Source organism: Streptomyces sp. NPDC050508, assembly GCF_040655155.1.
In the GTDB taxonomy this organism is placed as follows: domain Bacteria; phylum Actinomycetota; class Actinomycetes; order Streptomycetales; family Streptomycetaceae; genus Streptomyces.
Window position 1 is genome coordinate 413752 of sequence record NZ_JBFAJJ010000004.1, and the last position, 19954, is coordinate 433705.

Annotated in this window: 18 protein-coding genes; 11 read left to right on the plus strand and 7 right to left on the minus strand. The window is 71.2% G+C overall.

The features are described 5' to 3' along the window. Window positions 1–10: 10 nt before the first annotated feature. Window positions 11–1090: an ATP-dependent DNA ligase gene (locus AB0I69_RS14250; protein ID WP_363095908.1), complete on the minus strand. Its 1080-nt coding sequence runs from the start codon at window positions 1088–1090 to the stop codon at window positions 11–13. Window positions 1091–1165: 75 nt separating this feature from the next. On the opposite strand from AB0I69_RS14250, the gene ligD reads away from it, so the two are divergent. From ligD to AB0I69_RS14265, 3 genes are all read left to right on the plus strand, one after another. Further along, on the plus strand, window positions 1166–2230 hold the full coding sequence (gene ligD, locus AB0I69_RS14255; RefSeq protein ID WP_363095909.1) for a non-homologous end-joining DNA ligase: 1065 nt from the start codon (window positions 1166–1168) through the stop codon (window positions 2228–2230). A 4-nt stretch (window positions 2231–2234) separates the two neighbouring features. Further along, entirely contained in the window at window positions 2235–3164 is a 930-nt protein-coding gene (locus AB0I69_RS14260; RefSeq protein WP_363095910.1) for an ornithine cyclodeaminase family protein, read from the plus strand. A 108-nt stretch (window positions 3165–3272) separates the two neighbouring features. Continuing rightward, entirely contained in the window at window positions 3273–4319 is a 1047-nt protein-coding gene (locus tag AB0I69_RS14265; protein ID WP_363095911.1) for a LacI family DNA-binding transcriptional regulator, read from the plus strand. A gap of 25 nt (window positions 4320–4344) precedes the next feature. On the opposite strand, the gene AB0I69_RS14270 is transcribed toward AB0I69_RS14265, so the two are convergent. Further along, a complete protein-coding gene (locus AB0I69_RS14270) occupies window positions 4345–5136 on the minus strand; it encodes a VOC family protein (RefSeq protein ID WP_363096143.1) in 792 nt (263 codons plus the stop codon). Between the two features lie 273 nt (window positions 5137–5409). Between AB0I69_RS14270 and AB0I69_RS14275 the strand changes: the two genes are divergently transcribed. Further along, window positions 5410–5658, plus strand: coding sequence for a WhiB family transcriptional regulator (locus tag AB0I69_RS14275; protein WP_363095912.1), 249 nt, complete (start codon window positions 5410–5412; stop codon window positions 5656–5658). A gap of 71 nt (window positions 5659–5729) precedes the next feature. Here AB0I69_RS14275 and AB0I69_RS14280 read toward each other — a convergent pair whose 3' ends face one another. The 3 genes from AB0I69_RS14280 to AB0I69_RS14290 form a co-directional block, all read right to left on the minus strand. Beyond that, window positions 5730–6704, minus strand: a complete 975-nt coding sequence (locus tag AB0I69_RS14280; protein WP_033281713.1) for an acyl-ACP desaturase — start codon at window positions 6702–6704, stop codon at window positions 5730–5732. A gap of 215 nt (window positions 6705–6919) precedes the next feature. Continuing rightward, the gene (gene ddaH / locus AB0I69_RS14285) at window positions 6920–7696 is read right to left on the minus strand and encodes a dimethylargininase (protein ID WP_363095913.1); all 777 of its coding nucleotides are present in this window, start codon (window positions 7694–7696) and stop codon (window positions 6920–6922) included. 135 nt (window positions 7697–7831) lie between these two features. Next, window positions 7832–9454 (minus strand): ABC-F family ATP-binding cassette domain-containing protein, encoded by a 1623-nt coding sequence (locus AB0I69_RS14290; protein ID WP_363096144.1) that lies wholly within the window; start codon window positions 9452–9454, stop codon window positions 7832–7834. Window positions 9455–9792: 338 nt separating this feature from the next. Between AB0I69_RS14290 and AB0I69_RS14295 the strand changes: the two genes are divergently transcribed. Then, complete coding sequence (locus AB0I69_RS14295) at window positions 9793–10626, plus strand: isocitrate lyase/phosphoenolpyruvate mutase family protein (RefSeq protein WP_363095914.1); 834 nt, start codon at window positions 9793–9795, stop codon at window positions 10624–10626. A gap of 1 nt (window position 10627) precedes the next feature. Here AB0I69_RS14295 and AB0I69_RS14300 read toward each other — a convergent pair whose 3' ends face one another. Further along, window positions 10628–11044, minus strand: coding sequence for an SsgA family sporulation/cell division regulator (locus tag AB0I69_RS14300; protein ID WP_363095915.1), 417 nt, complete (start codon window positions 11042–11044; stop codon window positions 10628–10630). Between the two features lie 240 nt (window positions 11045–11284). Here AB0I69_RS14300 and AB0I69_RS14305 point away from each other — a divergent pair, with 240 nt between their 5' ends. The 3 genes from AB0I69_RS14305 to AB0I69_RS14315 all read left to right on the plus strand — a co-directional run bounded on the left by AB0I69_RS14305 (window position 11285) and on the right by AB0I69_RS14315 (window position 13377). Then, window positions 11285–12379 (plus strand): oxidoreductase, encoded by a 1095-nt coding sequence (locus AB0I69_RS14305; protein WP_363095916.1) that lies wholly within the window; start codon window positions 11285–11287, stop codon window positions 12377–12379. 83 nt (window positions 12380–12462) lie between these two features. Then, a complete protein-coding gene (locus tag AB0I69_RS14310) occupies window positions 12463–13152 on the plus strand; it encodes an endonuclease V (RefSeq protein ID WP_363095917.1) in 690 nt (229 codons plus the stop codon). Between the two features lie 87 nt (window positions 13153–13239). Beyond that, window positions 13240–13377 carry a hypothetical protein gene (locus tag AB0I69_RS14315; protein ID WP_199824137.1) on the plus strand — a complete coding sequence of 46 codons (138 nt, stop codon included), beginning with the start codon at window positions 13240–13242 and terminating at the stop codon, window positions 13375–13377. Between the two features lie 322 nt (window positions 13378–13699). Here AB0I69_RS14315 and AB0I69_RS14320 read toward each other — a convergent pair whose 3' ends face one another. Then, window positions 13700–14878, minus strand: a complete 1179-nt coding sequence (locus tag AB0I69_RS14320) for a saccharopine dehydrogenase NADP-binding domain-containing protein (protein ID WP_363095918.1) — start codon at window positions 14876–14878, stop codon at window positions 13700–13702. A 316-nt stretch (window positions 14879–15194) separates the two neighbouring features. Here AB0I69_RS14320 and AB0I69_RS14325 point away from each other — a divergent pair, with 316 nt between their 5' ends. From AB0I69_RS14325 to AB0I69_RS14335, 3 genes are all read left to right on the plus strand, one after another. Further along, window positions 15195–16364, plus strand: coding sequence for a CaiB/BaiF CoA-transferase family protein (locus tag AB0I69_RS14325; RefSeq protein ID WP_363095919.1), 1170 nt, complete (start codon window positions 15195–15197; stop codon window positions 16362–16364). A 24-nt stretch (window positions 16365–16388) separates the two neighbouring features. Next, window positions 16389–17603 (plus strand): acetyl-CoA C-acetyltransferase, encoded by a 1215-nt coding sequence (locus AB0I69_RS14330; RefSeq protein WP_363095920.1) that lies wholly within the window; start codon window positions 16389–16391, stop codon window positions 17601–17603. Window positions 17604–17701: 98 nt separating this feature from the next. Beyond that, window positions 17702–19879, plus strand: a complete 2178-nt coding sequence (locus tag AB0I69_RS14335; protein WP_363095921.1) for a 3-hydroxyacyl-CoA dehydrogenase NAD-binding domain-containing protein — start codon at window positions 17702–17704, stop codon at window positions 19877–19879. The last annotated feature ends 75 nt before the right edge of the window (window positions 19880–19954 follow it).

Sequence of the window (19954 nt, forward strand, 5' to 3'; positions counted from 1 at the left end):
GCGGAGGGGGTCAGTCCGGCGTATCCCGCGGGCCGAGGATCTCCGCGAGGTCGTAGCGGACGGGCTCCTCCAACTGTGCGTAGGTGCAGCTCTCGGGCGTCCGGTCCGGGCGCCAGCGGCGGAAACGCGCCGTGTGCCGGAAGCGTGCGCCGTTCTCCATGTGGTCGTACGCCACCTCGGCCACCCGCTCCGGCCTGAGCGGCACCCAGGAGAGGTCCTTCTTGCCCGACCAGCGGCTCGGCGCCCCCGGCAGCCGGGCCGTCTCGTGGGCGGCCTCCTCCGCCCAGGCCGCCCAGGGATGTCCCGTCGGGTCGTCCATGCGCAGCGGCGCCAGCTCGTCGATGAGTTCGGCGCGGCGCTTCATGGTGAAGGCGGCGGACACCCCCACGTGCTGCAGGGCGCCGTGATCGTCGTAGAGGCCGAGAAGGAGCGAGCCCACGACGGGGCCGCTCTTGTGGAGGCGGTAGCCCGCGACGACGGCATCAGCGGTCCGCTCGTGCTTGATCTTGAACATCGCGCGCTCGTCCTGGCGGTAGCGCAGGTCCAGCGGCTTGGCGACGACACCGTCGAGCCCGGCCCCCTCGTACTGCTCGAACCACCGCTGCGCCACCTCGATGTCGGTCGTCGCGGGCGCCAGATGCACGGGTGCGGTCGCGTCGCCCAGCGCCCGGGCCAGGAGCGCCCTGCGGTCGCCCAGCTCCATGTCCAGCAGGGACTCGTCGGCCAGGGCCAGCAGGTCGAAGGCCACGAACGAGGCCGGAGTCCGCTCGGCCAGCGTCCGCACCCGCGAGTCGGCCGGATGGATGCGCTCCGTCAGCGCGTCGAAGTCGAGCCGCCCGTCCCTCGCGATCACGATCTCCCCGTCCAGCACACACCGCTGCGGCACGCGTACCTTCAGCGCCTCGACCAGCTCGGGAAAGTACCTGGTCAGCGGCTTTCCGGTACGACTGCCCAGCTCGACCTCCGTGCCGTCACGGAACACGATCGCCCGGAAGCCGTCCCACTTCGCCTCGTAGTGCATGCCCGGCGGAATCCTCGCCACCGACTTGGCGAGCATCGGCTTCACGGGCGGCATCACCGGCAGATCCATGCCCTCGATTCTGCTCTCGTGCGCCGCTTGTCGCCCGGTGTGCGAGCTTTGTGCGGCGGGCCTACCGTGGCTCGCATGGGCGAAGCGGTGGAACTGGAGGCGGGCGGCCGGACCGTACGGCTGTCCAGTCCCGACAAGATCTTCTTCCCGGAGCGGGGCTTCACCAAGCTGGACCTCGCCCGGTACTACATCGCGGTCGGCCCCGGAATCCTCCGCGCCCTGCGAGACCGCCCCACCACCCTGGAGCGCTATCCGGACGGCGTCGAGGGCGAGAACTTCTTCCAGAAGCGGGCGCCCAAGAACATGCCCGACTGGATCCCGACCGCCCACATCACCTTCCCCAGCGGGCGCAGCGCCGACGAGATGTGCCCCACCGAGGAGGCCGCCGTCCTGTGGGCCGCCCAGTACGGGACGCTCACCTTCCACCCGTGGCCCGTGCGCCGTGACGACGTCGACAGCCCCGACGAGCTCCGTATCGACCTCGACCCGCAGCCCGGCACCGACTACGACGACGCGGTCCGCGCCGCCCACGAACTGCGCGCCGTACTCGACGAGTTCGGCGGCCTGAAGGGCTTCCCGAAGACCTCCGGCGGGCGCGGCCTGCACGTCTTCGTACCCATCGAGCCGCGCTGGACCTTCACCCAGGTCCGCCGCGCGGCCATTGCCGTCGGACGTGAACTGGAACGCCGGATGCCCGACCGGGTGACGATCAAGTGGTGGAAGGAGGAGCGCGGCGAGCGCATCTTCGTCGACTACAACCAGACCGCCCGCGACCGCACCATCGCCTCCGCCTACTCCGTACGACCCCGCCCGCACGCCCCCGTCTCGGCACCCCTGCGCTGGGACGAGGTCGATACCGCGCACCCCCGCGACTTCGACCTGGCGACCATGCCGGCCCGCTTCGCCGAACTCGGCGATGTGCACGCCGACATGGACGACCACCGCTTCTCCCTCGACGCCCTCCTCGAACTCGCCCGCCGCGACGAACACGACCACGGACTCGGTGATCTGCCGTACCCGCCGGAGTACCCGAAGATGCCGGGGGAGCCGAAGCGGGTGCAGCCGAGCCGGGCGAAGAAGGACCCTGCTCCCGCCCCTGCTCCTGACTCCGCCGCCGGCCCCGACTCCGACGCACCATGAGCGAATGACTCGCCTACTGACACGAAGCGACCTCGGTGGCCTGTTGGAACCCTCGGCCTGCCTCGCCGCGCTGCGCGACGGCTTCCTCGCCACGGGGGCCGCGTCGGCGATCCCGGGCCAACGGGTGCGCACCGACCTGCCGTTCCCCGGTACGGCCACCGCCCTGCTGCCCGGACTGCTGCCCGGGATCGAGGCCTACACGGTGAAGGTCAACGCCAAGTTCCCCGGCGCGCGGCCCGCGTTGAGAGGGGTGCTCTGTCTGCACAGCGGCAGGGACGGCACGTTGCTCGCCCTGCTGGACTCGGCGACAGTGACCGCGTGGCGTACCGGACTGGCGGCGGCGCTCGGCACCCATGTCCTGGCGGGAGCGGCGGAGGGCGCGGTGGTGGGGGTGATCGGCGCCGGGGCGCAGGCCGAGTTGATGGTGCGGGGGCTGGGCGCGCTGCGGTCCCACGGCGAACTCGTCGTCCACGACACGGACTTCGACCGCGCGGCCGAGTTCGCCGAGCGCCACGGCGGCCGGGTGCTGGGCTCGGCGACGGAGATCGCCTCGGCCGCCGACATCGTCCTGCTGGCGACCTGGTCCCGCACACCGCTGCTGTCCCTCGCGGACACCCGGAAGGGACAGCACTTCACGAGCCTGGGCGCCGACGAGCCCGGCAAACGGGAACTCGCCGACGACCTGCTCGGCGCGGCACTCGTCGTCGTGGACGACCGCCAACTGGTCGCGTCCGTGGGCGCTTTGGAGCCGACGGACATCGACGCGACACTCGGCGACGTACTGCGCGGGGACCACCCGGGACGGACGGACCCCACCTCCCGTTCCGTCTACGCCCCCGTCGGGCTGCCGTGGCAGGACCTGGCGCTCGCCTGGCTGGCGTACGAGCGGGCGGAGCGGGACGGGATCGGGCGGCGGGTGGATCTGCTGGGGTGAGTGACGGGGGCGGTCGAGTTCGAGGAGGCCACCCAGTCTTGGGAGCGCTCTCACCATCGGGTTCGGCCGCGGCTATCCTGATCCGCATCGTCGAGGAGGGGCCCAGAAGTGACCGAGACAGCACCGCGTCCCACGCTGGAGGCCGTGGCCGCGCGGGCGGGGGTGTCGCGGGCCACCGTGTCCAGGGTGGTCAACGGCGGGGACGGGGTACGGGAATCGCTCGTCGAGCGCGTCCGGCAGGCCGTGGAGGAACTCGGGTACGTCCCCAACCAGGCGGCCCGCAGCCTGGTGACGAGGCGGCACGACGCCATCGCCGTGGTGATCGCCGAACCGGAGACCCGCGTCTTCGCCGACCCCTTCTTCGCCATGCAACTCAGGGGTATCAGCAAGGAGTTGACGTCCCACGACTCCCAACTCGTGCTGCTGCTGACGGAAGGACGCGCCGACCACGCCCGCGTCGGCCGCTATCTCGCCGGCGGCCATGTGGACGGCGCGCTCGTCTTCTCGCTGCATCTCGACGACCCGCTGCCCGGGCTGATCCAACGGGCCGGTGTCCCGACGGTGTTCGGCGGCCGGCCCTCCTGGAGCGAGGGGACACGCGCGTCCGGACCCACGGTGTACGTCGACTGCGACAACCGGGGCGGCGCCCGTGAGGCCGTACGGCACCTCGTCGGGCTCGGCCGGACCCGGATCGCGCACATCACCGGCGCCCTCGACCAGACGTCCGCGGTGGACCGGCTCGACGGGTTCCGGGACGTCATGGTCGACGTCGACCCCCGGCTGATCGTGGAGAGCGACTTCACGCCGGGCGGCGGCGAGCGCGCGATGCGGGAACTCCTCGACCGCTGCCCCGACGTGGACGCCGTGTTCGCCGCCAACGACCTCACCGCCTACGGCGCCATGAAGGTGCTGCGCGAGGAGGGGCTGCGGGTGCCCGAGGACGTGGCCGTGATCGGCTTCGACGACATGCTCCCGGTCGCCGAGCAGACCGAGCCGCCGCTCACGACGGTCCGCCAGGACATCGAGGAGATGGGCCGGTTGATGGCCCGCCTGCTGCTGCGCGGCCTCGACCCCCGGGGGGTCCGGGACGGCATCGGAGGCGCGCCGTCCAGCGTGATCCTGCCGACCACACTGATCCACCGCGCCTCCGCGTAAGCCTGGTCCCGGCGCAGGAGCCGCGTCAGCCCTGCGGCGGCTCGCTCTTGATGACCGCGAAACGGGCGCCGTGCGGATCGGTGAGCTGGGCCATGCGGCCGACGCCCTCCATGGTCGCGGCGGGCACGGCGACCCCGCCGCCCGTCTCCTGCGCCTTGGCCACGGTCGCGTCCACGTCGGCGACCTCGAAGTACGCCAGCCAGTACGCCCCCGAGGGCGCGCCCGTCGGATCGACGTCGAGCGGGACGACACCGCCGAACATCGCGTCCTCCCCGCCCTCGGCCGGGTTGAGGCAGGTGTAGTCGCCGCCGGGGAAGGGCACGGCCGAAGTCTCCAGGCCCAGCGTCGCGTTGTAGAACGCGGCGGCCGCGGCGATGTCGGGTGTGTACAACTCCACCCAGGTCAGCGATCCGGGGACGCCCGCGACGTCGACACCCTTGGTCCGCCCCGGCTGCCAGACGCCGAACGCAGCGCCCGCCGGGTCCCTGAGGACCGCCATGTGTCCCTCGCCCATCACGTCCATGGGCTGGAACAGGACCGCGCCGTGCGCCTGCTCCACCGCCTTGGCCGTGGCCTCCGCGTCCGGGCTCTGGAAGTACACGGACCAGGCGGACGCGTCGTGCTCCGGGGGCAGTGGCATGCCGCCGGCGACTGTTTTGCCGTCGAGTTGGAAGAAGCCGTAGCCGCCGGCCTCGGGTCCCGCCGACTGGAACTGCCAGCCGAAGAGTCCGCCGTAGAAGGAGATGGCGCTGTCGATGTCGGGCGAGCCGACATCCAGCCAGTTCGGAGCGCCGTTGACGAAACGGGTGGTGAGCATCATTGCCCTCCTTGTTGAAGGGTCCCGTTCTCTGCACTGCCGAGTCTTGCACCGCCCACTGACAATCGCTGCCGCAGTGCCGCGGCGGAGCGGGGACACGGCGGCGGTTACCCTCGGTGACGGCTGAAGTTCTCCGTGTTTTCATGCGGTTCCGCGCGCCGCCGTGCGCCGGTGCCGGGCGCGGGGCCATCATCGGGGCGGCCGGAGGCCTCGGAGCGCGGCGTTGATCGGGCGTTGATCGAACGTTTTTCGCCGGGCGGCACGATCCTGGCCATGCACATCGACACGATCACCTCGCCCGACCTGGACTGGCAGCAGGAGGCGTTGTGCGCGCAGACCGGGGCGGACTTCTTCTTCCCCGAGCCCGGGAGCTCCGTGAGGGAAGCGAAGCGGATCTGCGGCATGTGCCCGATCCGCTCGGCCTGTCTGGAGTACGCCCTCGACAACGACGAGCGCTTCGGCGTGTGGGGCGGTCTCTCGGAGAAGGAACGCCTGGAGATCAGGCGCACCAACTCCCGCTGAACGGGGTCGGCTCAGCCGCGCCGGCACCGCCCAGCAGGCGGTGCCGGTCCGCCTTGGTGACCGTCTGCCGGTCAGGCGCTCGCGCGGGCCGCCATGCGGGCCTTGCGGGTCGCCAGCTTCTCGTCGAACTTCGAGGCCTCGGAGTCCAGGCCGCCCATGTACAGGCCGATCTCCTCCTGGGCCTGCTGGCCCTCGGGGCCGAGACCGTCGATCTCCATGACCTTCAGGAAGCGCAGCACGGGCTGGATGACGTCGTCGTGGTGGATGCGCAGGTTGTAGACCTCGCCGATGGCCATCTGGGCGGCGAACCGCTCGAAGCCGGGCATGCCGTGACCGGGCATCCGGAAGTTGACGAGGACGTCGCGCACGGCCTGCATGGTGAGGTCGGGGGCGAGCTCGAACGCGGCCTTCAGGAGGTTGCGGTAGAAGACCATGTGGAGGTTCTCGTCGGTCGCGATACGGGCCAGCATGCGGTCGCAGACCGGGTCGCCCGACTGGTGGCCGGTGTTGCGGTGCGAGACGCGCGTGGCCAGCTCCTGGAACGCGACGTACGCGACGGAGTGCAGCATCGAGTGCCGGTTGTCCGACTCGAAGCCCTCGCTCATGTGCTGCATGCGGAAGGCTTCCAGCTTGTCCGGGTCGACCGCGCGCGAGGCGAGCAGGTAGTCCCGCATCACGATGCCGTGCCGGCCTTCCTCGGCCGTCCAGCGGTGCACCCAGGTGCCCCAGGCGCCGTCCCGGCCGAAGAGCGAGGCGATCTCGTGGTGGTAGCTGGGGAGGTTGTCCTCCGTAAGGAGGTTCACGACGAGGGCGATGCGGCCGATCTCGGTGACCTTGGACTGCTCCTTGCCCCAGGCCTCGCCGTCCTCGAAGAAGCCGGGGAAGTTCCGGGCGTCGCTCCACGGCACGTACTCGTGCGGCATCCAGTCCTTGGTGACCTTGAGGTGCCGGTTGAGCTCCGTCTCGACGACTTCCTCCAACGCGTACAGCAGCTTGGCGTCGGTCCAGACTGCGGGGCTGCCGAGGTGCGGTGAAGTGATCGTCACGGGGACTCCAGGGGGACGTGGTGCAAAACTGAACAAACCGGCGAGCGGTGCCGGGGTCTGTGCAACTTACGGAATCGTAGGCTACGAAACCGTAGGTTACGAGACCGTAGGTTAAGGGCGCTGTAAAGATCGCTGTTCAGGCCGTATTCCCGGGAAATCCCGAACAGTGCGAGGACCGCAGGTCCCGGCGCCGAACGGGTGGTTCGATCACCCGGTCAGGCGTACAGGTCCCGGAGCCTGACCGAGAGGCACGTCACACATCCTTCGAGCTTCTCGAACTCGCTGATGTCCACCACGACCGGCTCGTAGCCGAGATCGCCGAGCAGGTCGGCCGTCTTGGGCGCGCTCGCCGCCATCAGCAGCTTGTCGCCGCCGAGCAGCACCACATGCGCACCGGCCTCCTCGGGCACCGACAGGAAACGCGGGAACAGCGAGGGCCGGTCCACCTTCGGGATGTGCCCGAGCACCGTTCCGTCGGGCAGCGCGGTGACCGCCGACTTCAGATGCAGCACCTTGCTCACGGGCACCGTCACCACACGCGCCCCGAGCGGCTCGAACACGGCCCGCAGCTGCTGGATGCCGGCCGCGTTCGTACGACCGCCCCGGCCGACGTAGATCGTGTCGTCGACCTTGAGCACGTCACCGCCCTCCAGGGTGCCGGGCTCCCAGATCCAGTTCACCGAGCAGCCCAGCCGGGCCACCGCCTCCTCGACCCCGCCGGTCTCCTCGCGCCGGGAGTCGGCGCCGGGACGGGTGATCAGCGCCACGTTCTTGTAGATGACCACCGCGTCCTCGACGAACACGGAGTCGGGGCAGTCGTCGGCCGCGTCCACCTCGATCGTCTCCCAGCCGTGCACCCGGAGCGTCTGGACGTACGCCTCCCACTGCTCGACGGCTTGCTCGACGTCGACCTTCTCCCGCTCGATGTGCGTGACCAGCCCCTCGGCCAGGAGCGGGCTGGGGCGGCGGACGAGGGCCTTCTGGCTGGGCACGAGCGGGACTCCGTATCGGCGGGATCGTTTCGGCGCTGGTGTCACGGCACCGGTTGGCCATCATGCGTCACCCGTCCGTGCCGACAAAACCCCTGCCGTGAGGATGTGGCCCTCCTGAGATGCGCGCGAGGGACCTCAGGCCGGGTCGGCGACCTCCTCCGGTGTGATCGTCCGCAGCTCCCCGTCCAGCAGCAGCCAGCGCGTGATGCCGATCGATTCGAGGAACGGCAGGTCGTGACTGGCCACGATCAACGCCCCTTCGTACGACTCCAGCGCCGTGGTGAGCTGCCGCACGCTCGCCATGTCGAGGTTGTTCGTCGGCTCGTCCAGCATCAGCAGCTGCGGGGCTGGCTCCGCCAGCATCAGCGCGGCCAGCGCCGCCCGGAAGCGTTCGCCGCCGGACAGGGTCGCCGCCTTCTGGTCGGCGCGGGCACCCCGGAACAGGAAGCGCGCCAGCCGCGCCCGGACCCGGTTGTTGGTGGCGCCCGGTGCGAACCGGGCCACGTTCTCGACCACGGTCAGCTCACCGTCGAGCACGTCGAGCCGCTGCGGCAGGAAGCGCAGCGGGACATGTGTCACCGCCTCGCCCGACACCGGCTCCAGCTCCCCGGCGATCGTGCGCAGCAGGGTCGTCTTGCCCGCGCCGTTGCGCCCGATCAGCGCGATCCGCTCCGGCCCGCGCAGATCGAGGCCGCCGCCCACCCGCGCGCCGTACGCGAGTTCCAGGTCCAGGAGGGTCAGGACCTGACGACCCGGTGGTACGGCCGTGTACGGCAGGTCGACGCGGATCTCGTCGTCGTCCCGTACGGCCTCCACCGCCTCGTCGAGCCGTTCCCTCGCCTCGGCCAGCCGCTCCTCGTGCAGGATGCGGTGCTTGCCGGCGGACTCCTGCGCGGACCGCCTGCGCGCGCCCATGACGATCTTCGGCTCGCGCTTCTGCTCGAACATCTTCTGTCCGTACTTCTTGCGGCGGGCCAACTTGACCTGGGCGTCGGACAGTTCGCGTTTCTGTTTGCGGAAGTCCGCCTCGGCGACGCGCACCATCCGTTCGGCGGCGTCCTGTTCGGTGCTGAGGGCCTCCTCGTAGGCGGAGTAGTTGCCGCCGTACCAGGTGATCTCGCCGGAGCGCAGGTCGGCGATCTGGTCGACGAGGTCGAGGAGTTCGCGGTCGTGGCTGACCACGATCATCACTCCCGGCCAGGACGCGACGGCCGAGTACAGCCGCCTGCGCGCGTACAGGTCGAGGTTGTTGGTCGGTTCGTCGAGGAGCAGGACGTCCGGCCTGCTGAGCAACAGCGCGGCCAGCCGCAGCAGTACCGACTCGCCGCCCGACACCTCGCCGATGGTGCGGTCCAAGTCGATGTGCCCGAGCCCGAGTTCACCGAGTGTGGCGAGCGCGCGCTCTTCCACGTCCCAGTCGTCGCCGAGTGTCTCGAAGTGCTCCTCGGCCGCGTCACCGGCCTCGATGGCGTGCAGGGCGGCGCGTTGAGCGGCGATGCCGAGTGTCTCGTCGACGCGCAGGGCGGTGTCGAGTGTGACGTTCTGCGGGAGGTAGCCGACCTCGCCCGCGACCCGCACAGTGCCGTCGGCCGGGGCGAGTTGGCCTGCGATGAGCTTCAACAGGGTTGATTTCCCTGATCCGTTGACGCCGACGAGCCCGGTTCTGCCGGGTCCGAAGGCGGCGTCCAGGTCCTCGAAGACCGAGGTGCCGTCGGCCCACGCGAAGGAGAGGGACGTACAGGTGACGGAGGTATGCATGAGGGCCTCGCGGTTGCTTGATGCGGTCATGGGCGGACGCGTATCGAGACACCGCGAGGCGGGAGAGTGGTCCCGGGGCAGAGGGGAAAGGCCCTGTTCCGGAGGACGGCTCGGACGCCGAGGTCGTACACGGCGGACACACCTCAGGGGTGTGTGACGCGGTGTCTCAGAACCTCAGACGAGCAACGTCCTACTCCGATCGACGGCAACAGAAGCAAGGGCAACGCTACGAACGGTCTCGGGGGGCTGTCAACGCATTAAACGGCAGCCCGCGCCCCTCACGCCGATGTCGGATTCCTGCCAGCCAGGGCGCGCCCGCGGCTGCTTGAGTGGGGCGTATGACGAACCAGAACACCCTCCGTGACCGGGCTCTGGCCTTCCGCGCGCTGCATGTGCCGGGGCGTCCGCTCGTCCTCCCGAACGCTTGGGACGCCGCGAGCGCCCGCATCGTCGAGGACGCGGGCGCGTCCGCCGTGGCGACCACCAGCGCGGGGCTCGCCTGGGCCCTCGGCGTCCCGGACGGGGACCAGTTGGACCGCGAGCGGGCCCTGGAGGCGCTCGTCCGCATCACCGCGACCGTCGCCGTACCGGTGAGCGCCGACATCGAGAGCGGCTTCGCGAAGGATCCGGAGGGCGTCGCCGACACGGTCCGCGCGGTGCTCGCCGCGGGCGCGGTGGGGGTGAACATCGAGGACGCGCTCTACGGCGGTGAGGGCGTCCTGCGGCCCGTCGTCGAGCAGGTCGAGCGCATTGCCGCCGCTCGTGCGGCCGCCGACGCGGAGGGCGTGCCGCTGTTCATCAACGCCCGCATCGACACGTATCTGCGGGGAGCCGGGGGAGTGGACGCGACCCTGGAGCGGGCCGCCGCGTTCCGGGCCGCGGGCGCCGACGGCATCTTCGTCCCCGGGGCCGTCGAGCCGGGGACGGTCAAGGAACTCGCCGACGGGATCGACGCGCCGCTCAATGTGCTGGTCGGCCCCGGCGCACCGCCGGTCGCCGAACTGGCCGCGCTGGGCGTCGCGCGCGTGAGCGCGGGCTCCAGCGTCGCGCTGGCCGCGTACGCCGTGGTCCGCCGTGCCGCGCGGGAGCTGCTGGACACGGGTACCTACGGCGCGCAGACGGGAGGGCTCGGCTACGGCGAGCTCAACTCCCTGCTGGCGCGGGGGAACTAGCTCAGCAGGCGTCCCGCATCAGCTCGGCGAGGTCGTGGTCGAGGTCGAGCTGGAGGTGTTCGAGACCGACGGGCACCAGCTCGCCGGTGGCCTGCAGGAAGCGGCGCACCTCGGACGAGTGGACATGCACGACGGCGGTGCCCTCGGGGGCGTGGAACTCCAGGACGGTGCGGTCGAAGCCGTACGGCCGCACCCGCACGTCGCCATGGCCCTCGGCGCCGTGCAGACCGGCCGCGAGGAGTTCCCGGGCGAAGGTCCAGCAGACCTCGACGCCCTCCAGGGTGGCCGGCGCCGGGAAGGTCATCCGGACGGCGAAGGGGTCCCGTCGGTCGTAGTGCAGGGTGGCGGGAATGCTCGGCATCCGCGGTGCGGCGGCGACGAGACGGGCCTCTACGGGCTGCTCGATGACGATGGACAACGCCTTGCTCCCTTGTGTGACGGCGGTGCGGACTGCTTGACGACCGGACGGACTCCCGAAAAGACTCCGGAACGGACCCCCGAGTGGATGGGTCCGCACTGGAAGAGACGTCGGAACCACCCCATCCGTGCACACCGATTTCGAGTGACCTCTGTCACCGCCGCCCATATGCGCTCATGGTGGGCATTGGCATCTGGACGGCCCCGGGGGAGTGGGCTAGCTTCGCCCGCCATGAGGCGCATGGGGAAGACGCGACAGGTGGGACGTACGTACCGCAGGCTGGCGGCTGGGGTGATGTGCGGGGCGGCGCTGGCGGTGCTGACCGCCGTACCGGCGCAGGCGCGGGACACGGCGTACCGGGCTCCGCACTGGGAGCTCAAGGACAGCGGGGCCGCGGAGGTGCGGTTCCGGGGGCTGTCGGCCGTGAGCCGGAACACCGCGTGGGTGGCCGGGACCGCGGGCACGGTGCTGCGCACCACCGACGGCGGGGCGAGCTGGCGGAACGTCTCGCCGCCCGGCGCGGCCGACCTGCAGTTCCGGGACATCGAGGCGTTCGACGCGCGGCGCGCGGTGGTGCTGGCGATCGGGGAGGGGGAGGCGTCCCGCGTCTACCGCACCGACGACGCGGGGGCGACCTGGACGGAGTCCTTCCGCAACACCGACGCGAACGCCTTCTACGACTGCATGACTTTCTTCGACAGCCGGCACGGCCTCGCGATGAGCGACCCGGTGGACGGCAGGTTCCGCATCCTGTCGACCGGCGACGGCGGCCGTTCCTGGAAGGTGCTGCCCAACACCGGGATGCCGGCCGCGCTCGACGGCGAGGCGGGGTTCGCGGCGAGCGGCCAGTGTCTGGTGAGTTCCGGGCCGAGGGATGTCTGGCTGGCCACCGGCGGGGGTGCACGCGCGCGTGTCCTGCACTCCGCCGACCGAGGCCTCACCTGGACGGCGACCGACACGCCCGTCCCGGCCGGTGACCCCGCGCGCGGAGTGTTCGCTCTCGCCTTCCGCGACCGTACGCACGGCCTCGCGGTCGGCGGCGACTACACCGCCGGCCGGCCGTCACCGCTGGCGGCGGCCGTGACCGGAGACGGCGGTCGCACCTGGCACTCCGCCACGATCCCGCCGCCCGCCTACCGCTCCGGCGTCACCTGGCTGCCCCGCAGCCGCACCACCGCCCTCGCGGTCGGCCCCACGGGCACCGACCTCACGACCGACGCCGGCCGCACCTGGAAGACGGTCGACACCGGCTCGTACGACACCGTGGACTGCGCGGCCGACCTGGGCTGCTGGGCCGCGGGGGAGAAGGGGCGCGTGGCGCGGTTGGAGGACTGAGGAGGCAGGGGGAGGGGGCGGGGGCCATCATTGTCCCCGCCGTTTTTCGCGTTCCGCAAGATCCCCGTACGCTCGGCACCACGATGACGACCGTACGTATTCCCGCGGGCTGGCCCGCGACCGAGGAGCAAGCCCGCGCCGTCCAGGACGAGTTGCGGGAACGGGTGGTGACCGACGAACCGGGGCCGCCGCCAAGGGCGGGGCACGTCACCGGAGTTGACGTCGCCTACGACGACGAGCGGGACGTGGTGGTGGCCGCGGCGGTCGTGCTGGACGCGGCGACACTGAATGTCGTCGCCGAGGCCACGGCCGTCGGCCGGGTCTCCTTCCCGTACGTGCCGGGTCTGCTCGCCTTCCGTGAAATCCCCACGGTGCTGGCCGCGTTGGAAGCCCTGCCCTGCCCGCCGGGCCTGGTCGTGTGCGACGGCTACGGCCTCGCCCACCCCCGCCGCTTCGGCCTCGCGAGCCACCTGGGCGTCCTCACCGGCCTGCCCACGATCGGCGTCGCCAAGAACCCCTTCACCTTCACCTACGACGACCCGGGCACCCCGCGCGGCTCCGCGTCCCCGCTCCGTGCGGACGCCGACGAGGTCGGCCGCGCGCTGCGCACCCGGGACGCGGTGAAGCCGGTGTTCGTCTCCGTGGGGCACCGGGTGACCCTTGACAACGCCTGCGCCCACACCCTCGCGTTGACCCCGCGGTACCGCCTCCCGGAGACCACGCGCAGGGCGGACGCGCTGTGCCGGCGGGCGCTGCGCGAGGCGACCGCCTGAGTGTCTGTGGCGGGTCGTGTTCTGAGTACCTGATCTGAGTACGTGTACGGATGTGGCCGGGTCCGGATGATCGGCAGGCTGTGCCGCATGACAACGCACCGTTCCCCCAAGCCCGTTGCCCACCCGAGCCAGCCCGTCGAGCGCGCCGTGACCATCGCGCTCGTCCTGTCCGTGGCGGCGGGCCTCGCCTGGATAGGCGGCATGATCTACACGCTGTGGCCGTGAGGTCGGGGGCGGCGGTGCGGGAAACGGTCGAGCCCCACCCCGCAAGTAGCGGTGTGGGGCTCGGACTTGAGCGCCGGGCAGGCCTTGCACCTGCATCTCCCCGCAGGAAGCGGGACGTCTTTCCTTGGACCACCAACGCGCGACCAGACTCCGGGAATTCCGGCGACCGGCTCAAGATCCAGGATAGCGCACACTGTGGAGCTCCTTGAACTCCCCGATCAGTGCGCCCAGTTCACGGTGCGGGCCGCGATGGTGATCCAGTCGGTGTTCGGCGTCTCCATGTAGTCCATGGAGTCCATCGTGACCCGCGGCTCCGACACGCTCACCGGCTCGCCGCCACCCGGAACGTGATGCCGGCGGTGCGGAGCCGTTCGATGAGGGCGTCGCCCATCGCCACCGCCGTCGTCACCTGCCCTGCTGTCGGCGGGAGTTCGTCGAGGGCGAGGGAGAGGGCCGCTTCGGCGAACATCTTCGCCGTCTCGTCGTAGCCGGGGTCGCCGCCCGCGACCTCCGTGAAGACCCGTCGGCCGCCGCCCTCGCCCACGAACTTCACGGAGAACCAGCTCTTCGCGCGCTTCTCCGGGCTCGGCCCGTCGCCCGGCTTGAGGCGGTCCGACAACCAGCGCCGGGCGGGCGGGAGTTGGGCGGCCGTGGCCAGTGCGCCGACCGCCGTGATCCCGCCGAGGGCCACGGGGAGGTGTCGTACGGCCGCGTAGTGGCGGTAGCGGAAGTCGGGGCCGTAGCGGTCCAGGGCCTTCGCGGATCGTCGGACGACCTGCGGGTCGATGGTCGGCAGGGGCACCGCCCAGGAGCCGATCTCCCCGGCGAACCGCGGTGCCCCCATGGGCGCGTCGGCCCGGCGGCCCACCAGCCGTGGTTCGTGGCGGCGCCGCTCCCGGGCCGCGGACAGCACATGCCGGCCGCGCCCGAGCTGGGTCAGTGCCGTGGCGAACGTACCGCCGGAGAACATCGCGTCGGCGGTCACGAAGCCGTCCACCGTCAGGGGCACCCCTTCCGGCAGCTGCTGGACGGTGAAGTACGCGCCCAGGTCGTGCGGAACCGAGTCGAAGCCCGCGGAGTGCACCAGCCTTGCGCCGGTCTCACGCGCGCGTGCGTCGTGGCGGACGTACGTCAGGTCGACGAACTCCGGCTCACCGCTGAGGTCGAGATAGTCGGTGCCGGTGTCCGCGCAGGCGGCGACGAGGTCCTCGCCGTAGCTGACGTACGGGCCGACCGTCGTGGCCACCACGCGCGCGTGCTCGGCGAGTTCGCGCAGGGAGGCCGGGTCGGACACGTCGGCCCGCAGGACGCCCACCGCCGTGCCGCCGGGCAGTCGTTCGCGCAGCCGCTTCAGTTTCAGCTCGTCCCGGCCGGCGATCGCCCAGCGCAGGCCCACGGGTGCGTGCGCGGCGAGGTACTCCGCGGTGAGCACGCCTACGAAGCCCGTGGCTCCGAAGAGCACGATGTCGTAGGGACGGTCTGTCCTGTTCAGCCTGCTCATGACACTCCTGGGTCCCGCAGCCCGCGCCGCTGTCGGTGGCTGAGGCTAGCGTGAAGAGTGCGGTGCCCGACGACGAGCCCGGAGGTATCAGGTGGCCGTGCCCAGGAACGCCCTGAAGAAGTGGGCGAAAGTACGCGAGTTCGCCCTCGGGCCGCCGGGCTGCTGTGCGACGGGGTGGAGGCGGAGCCGGACGCGGCCGGTCGCGGTTGACGGCGGGTAACTTGGCTAAGCGCTTGCTCGCCCAGGCCTTGTGTCGAGTGGAACACGTTCTTAGCATCATCGGTGTTACATCAGTTGTGTCACATGTGGGGGCTGGATGACAGCGGCAACGACGCCCGGGCACGGCCCGCTCTCCGGCGTGCGCGTGATCGAGCTGGCCGGGATCGGCCCCGGCCCCTTCGCGGCCATGCTCCTCGCAGACCTCGGCGCCGACGTCGTCCGCGTCGACCGGCCCGGCGGCGTCGCACTCGGCGTCAACCCGGAGTACGACATCACCAACCGCAACAAGCGCTCGGTCCTCGTCGACCTGAAGGCGCCGGACGGCCCCGCGCGCGTGCTCGACCTGGTCGAACGCGCCGACATCCTGATCGAGGGCAACCGCCCCGGCGTCACCGAGCGCCTCGGCGTGGGCCCCGGGCCCTGCCACGCCCGCAACCCCCGGCTCGTCTACGGCCGGATGACCGGCTGGGGCCAGGACGGCCCCCTCGCCCAGCGCGCCGGGCACGACATCGCGTACATCGCGCTCACCGGCACCCTCGGCATGATCGGCAGCCCCGGAGAGCCCCCGCCCGCCCCCGCCAACCTGCTCGGCGACTACGCGGGCGGCTCGCTCTACCTCGTCGTCGGCGTCCTCGCCGCCCTGCACCACGCGCGCGTGACAGGCACCGGCCAGGTCGTCGACGCGGCCATCGTCGACGGCACCGCCCACCTCTCCGCGATGATCCACGGCATGCTCGCCGCCGGCGGCTGGCAGGACCGGCGCGCCGCCAACCTCCTCGACGGCGGCTGCCCGTACTACGGCACCTACGAGACCGCCGACGGGAAGCACATGGCGGTGGGCGCCCTGGAGCCGCAGTTCTACGACGAGTTCGTGGACCTGCTCGGCCTCGCGGACTTCGCCGACGCCCGCCGGGACTGGACCCGCTGGGGCGAGCTGCGCGAGGCGGTCGCGGCCCGCTTCCGGAGCCGTACGCGAGACGAGTGGACCGCCGTCTTCGCGGGCACGGACGCGTGCGTGGCGCCCGTGCTGTCGCTGCGCGAGGCCCCGCACCATCCGCACCTCGCCGCGCGCGGGACGTTCACCGAGCACGGCGGGATCACCCAACCCGCCCCCGCACCCCGGTTCTCCGCGACGCCCACCTCGGTGCGCGGCGGGCCCGCCCGGCCCGGCGCGGACGCCTACGAGGTGGCCCGGGACTGGGATCTCCCCGGACTTCTCGACGCCGTTGACGACCCTCAGCCAGGAAACCCCTCGGCGAGTCTTTGAACACCCTCATCGAAAGGCTTGGCAGTGAGCACCGAAGCGTATGTCTACGACGCGATCCGCACCCCGCGTGGGCGCGGCAAGGCCAACGGATCCCTGCACGGGACGAAGCCCATCGACCTGGTCGTCGGACTCATCCACGAACTCCGTGACCGCTTCCCGGACCTGAACCCGGCCGCGATCGACGACATCGTGCTCGGTGTCGTCGGCCCGGTCGGCGACCAGGGTTCCGACATCGCCCGGATCGCGGCCGTGGCCGCCGGACTGCCGGACACGGTGGCCGGCGTACAGGAGAACCGCTTCTGTGCCTCGGGTCTGGAGGCCGTCAACATGGCCGCCGCCAAGGTGCGTTCGGGCTGGGAGGACCTCGTCCTCGCCGGTGGCGTCGAGTCCATGTCACGGGTGCCGATGGCCTCGGACGGCGGCGCCTGGTTCAACGACCCGATGACGAACCTAGCCGTCAACTTCGTGCCCCAGGGCATCGGCGCCGACCTGATCGCCACCATCGAGGGATTCTCGCGGCGCGATGTGGACGAGTACGCGGCGCTCTCGCAGGAGCGGGCGGCCACCGCCTGGAAGGAGGGCCGCTTCGAGCGGTCCGTCGTCCCGGTCCGCGACCGCAGCGGTCTCGTCGTCCTCGACCAAGACGAGCACCTGCGGCCCGGTACCACCGCCGACTCCCTCGCCCGGCTGAAGCCGTCTTTCGCGGACATCGGCGAACTCGGCGGCTTCGACGCCGTGGCCCTGCAGAAGTACCACTGGGTGGAGAAGATCGACCACGTCCACCACGCGGGCAACTCCTCCGGCATCGTCGACGGCGCCTCGCTCGTCGCCATCGGCTCGAAGGAGGTCGGCGACCGCTACGGCCTCACCCCGCGCGCGCGGATCGTCTCCGCCGCCGTCTCCGGCTCCGAGCCGACCATCATGCTCACCGGGCCCGCGCCCGCCACCCGCAAGGCCCTCGCCAAGGCCGGGCTGACCATCGACGACATCGACCTCGTCGAGATCAACGAGGCCTTCGCCGCGGTCGTCCTGCGCTTCGTGCGGGACATGGGCCTGTCCCTGGACAAGGTCAACGTCAACGGCGGCGCCATCGCGCTCGGCCATCCGCTCGGCGCCACCGGCGCGATCATCCTCGGCACGCTCGTCGACGAACTGGAGCGCCAGGACAAGCGCTACGGCCTCGCCACGCTGTGCGTCGGCGGCGGCATGGGCATCGCGACGATCGTCGAGCGCCTCTGAAGACCCCGGCGGCCATCGGAGATCGCTGCTGCGAGCAGGGATTTCCGCGGCCACCCGAGGCTTCCGCGGCGACCAGAGACTTCTACGGAGAACCCCTCATGACCGAGAGCACCACCATCCGCTGGGAACAGGACGACACCGGCGTCGTCACCCTCGTCCTCGACGACCCCGACCAGTCCGCGAACACCATGAACGCGGCCTTCCGCGATTCCCTCGCCGCCATCACCGAGCGCCTGGAGGCCGAGCAGGACTCCATCCGCGGCATCATCGTCACCTCCGCCAAGAAGACGTTCTTCGCGGGCGGCGACCTGCGCGACCTCATCCGCGTCACCCCGGACACCGCGCAGGAGTTGCTCGACGGCGGTCTCGCGATCAAGCGCAACCTGCGCCGTATCGAGACCCTCGGCAAGCCGGTCGTCGCCGCGATCAACGGCGCGGCCCTGGGCGGCGGTTACGAACTCGCCCTCGCCTGCCACCACCGGGTCGCCCTCGACGCGCCCGGCTCGAAGATCGGCTGCCCCGAGGTCACCCTCGGCCTGCTCCCCGGAGGCGGCGGAGTCGTCCGTACGGTACGGCTGTTGGGCATCACCGACGCGCTGCTGAAGGTGCTGCTTCAGGGCACCCAGTACAGTCCGCGCCGCGCCCAGGAGAACGGCCTCGTCCACGAAGTGGCCGCCACCCCGGACGAGTTGATCGCCAAGGCCCGCGCCTTCATCGACGCCAACCCGCAGTCGCAGCAGCCCTGGGACAAGCCCGGCTACCGCATCCCGGGCGGCACCCCGGCCAACCCCAAGTTCGCGGCCAACCTGCCCGCCTTCCCGGCCTCCCTGCGCAAGCAGACCAACGGTGCGCCCTACCCGGCCCCGCGCAACATCCTCGCCGCCGCCGTCGAGGGCGCCCAGGTCGACTTCGAGACCGCGCAGGTCATCGAGGCCCGCTACTTCGTGGAGCTGGCGGCAGGGCAGACCTCGAAGAACATGATCCAGGCGTTCTTCTTCGACCTCCAGGCCGTCAACTCCGGTGCCAACCGCCCCAAGGGCATCGCATCGCGCCCGGTCCGCAAGGTCGCCGTCCTCGGCGCCGGGATGATGGGCGCCGGCATCGCCTACTCGTGCGCCCGCGCGGGCATCGACGTCGTCCTGAAGGACGTGACCGCGGAGGCGGCGACCAAGGGCAAGGCCTACTCCGAGAAGCTCTGCGCCAAGGCCGTCTCCCGCGGACGTACGACCCAGGAGAAGGCGGACGCGCTGCTCGCCCGCATCACCCCCACCGCCGACCCGCACCAACTCGCGGGCTGCGACGCGGTGATCGAGGCCGTCTTCGAGGACACCTCGCTCAAGCACAAGGTGTTCCAGGAGATCCAGCACATCGTCGAACCCGACGCGCTGCTCTGCTCCAACACCTCCACCCTCCCCATCACCGCCCTCGCCGAAGGCGTCGAGCGACAGGTCGACTTCATCGGGCTGCACTTCTTCTCGCCGGTCGACAAGATGCCCCTCGTCGAGATCATCAGGGGCGAGCGCACCGGCGACGAGGCCCTTGCCCGCGCCTTCGACCTGGTCCGGCAGATCAAGAAGACGCCGATCGTCGTCAACGACTCGCGCGGCTTCTTCACCTCACGCGTGATCGGCCAGTTCATCAACGAGGGCGTCGCGATGGTCGGCGAGGGCATCGAACCCGCGTCTATCGAGCAGGCCGCCGCGCAGGCCGGCTACCCGGCCAAGGTCCTTTCCCTGATGGACGAGTTGACGCTCACCCTCCCGCGCAAGATCCGCAACGAGTCCAAGCGGGCCGTCGAGGAAGCGGGCGGCACCTGGCCGGGGCACCCCGCCGAGGCCGTCATCGACCGCATGGTCGACGAGTTCGGCCGCACCGGCCGCAGCGGCGGCGCTGGCTTCTACGACTACGGCGACGACGGCAAGCGCGCCGGGCTGTGGCCGGGCCTGCGCGAGCACTTCACGCATGAGGGCGCCGAGATCCCCTTCGTGGACATGCAGGAACGCATGCTCTTCTCCGAGGCGCTCGACACGGTCAAGCTCCTTGAGGAAGGCGTGTTGACGTCCGTCGCCGACGCCAACATCGGGTCCATCTTCGGGATCGGCTTCCCCGGTTGGACCGGCGGTGTCCTCCAGTACATCAACGGCTACGAGGGCGGCCTGCCCGGCTTCGTGGCACGCGCGCGTGCGCTCGCCGAGCGCTACGGGGAGCGGTTCACGCCGCCCGCGCTGCTCGTAGAGAAGGCCGAGAAGGGGCTGCGGTTCACCGACGCGCGCTGACGTATCGCTGAGCGACACGCTGCCCTTGCCCTCGGGGGACGGGACCCCGACGCTGACCGGCGAACCGGTCACCGG

Coding starts and splice junctions, on each gene's coding strand:
- AB0I69_RS14325 (WP_363095919.1), top strand. CDS start 15,195: ATGACAGCGGCAACGACGCCCGGGCACGGCCCGCTCTCCGGCGTGCGC.
- AB0I69_RS14295 (WP_363095914.1), top strand. CDS start 9,793: ATGACGAACCAGAACACCCTCCGTGACCGGGCTCTGGCCTTCCGCGCG.
- AB0I69_RS14260 (WP_363095910.1), top strand. CDS start 2,235: ATGACTCGCCTACTGACACGAAGCGACCTCGGTGGCCTGTTGGAACCC.
- AB0I69_RS14315 (WP_199824137.1), top strand. CDS start 13,240: ATGACAACGCACCGTTCCCCCAAGCCCGTTGCCCACCCGAGCCAGCCC.
- AB0I69_RS14335 (WP_363095921.1), top strand. CDS start 17,702: ATGACCGAGAGCACCACCATCCGCTGGGAACAGGACGACACCGGCGTC.
- AB0I69_RS14290 (WP_363096144.1), bottom strand. CDS start 9,454: ATGCATACCTCCGTCACCTGTACGTCCCTCTCCTTCGCGTGGGCCGAC.
- AB0I69_RS14310 (WP_363095917.1), top strand. CDS start 12,463: ATGACGACCGTACGTATTCCCGCGGGCTGGCCCGCGACCGAGGAGCAA.
- AB0I69_RS14270 (WP_363096143.1), bottom strand. CDS start 5,136: ATGCTCACCACCCGTTTCGTCAACGGCGCTCCGAACTGGCTGGATGTC.
- AB0I69_RS14275 (WP_363095912.1), top strand. CDS start 5,410: ATGCACATCGACACGATCACCTCGCCCGACCTGGACTGGCAGCAGGAG.
- AB0I69_RS14305 (WP_363095916.1), top strand. CDS start 11,285: ATGGGGAAGACGCGACAGGTGGGACGTACGTACCGCAGGCTGGCGGCT.
- AB0I69_RS14320 (WP_363095918.1), bottom strand. CDS start 14,878: ATGAGCAGGCTGAACAGGACAGACCGTCCCTACGACATCGTGCTCTTC.
- AB0I69_RS14250 (WP_363095908.1), bottom strand. CDS start 1,090: ATGGATCTGCCGGTGATGCCGCCCGTGAAGCCGATGCTCGCCAAGTCG.
- ligD (WP_363095909.1), top strand. CDS start 1,166: ATGGGCGAAGCGGTGGAACTGGAGGCGGGCGGCCGGACCGTACGGCTG.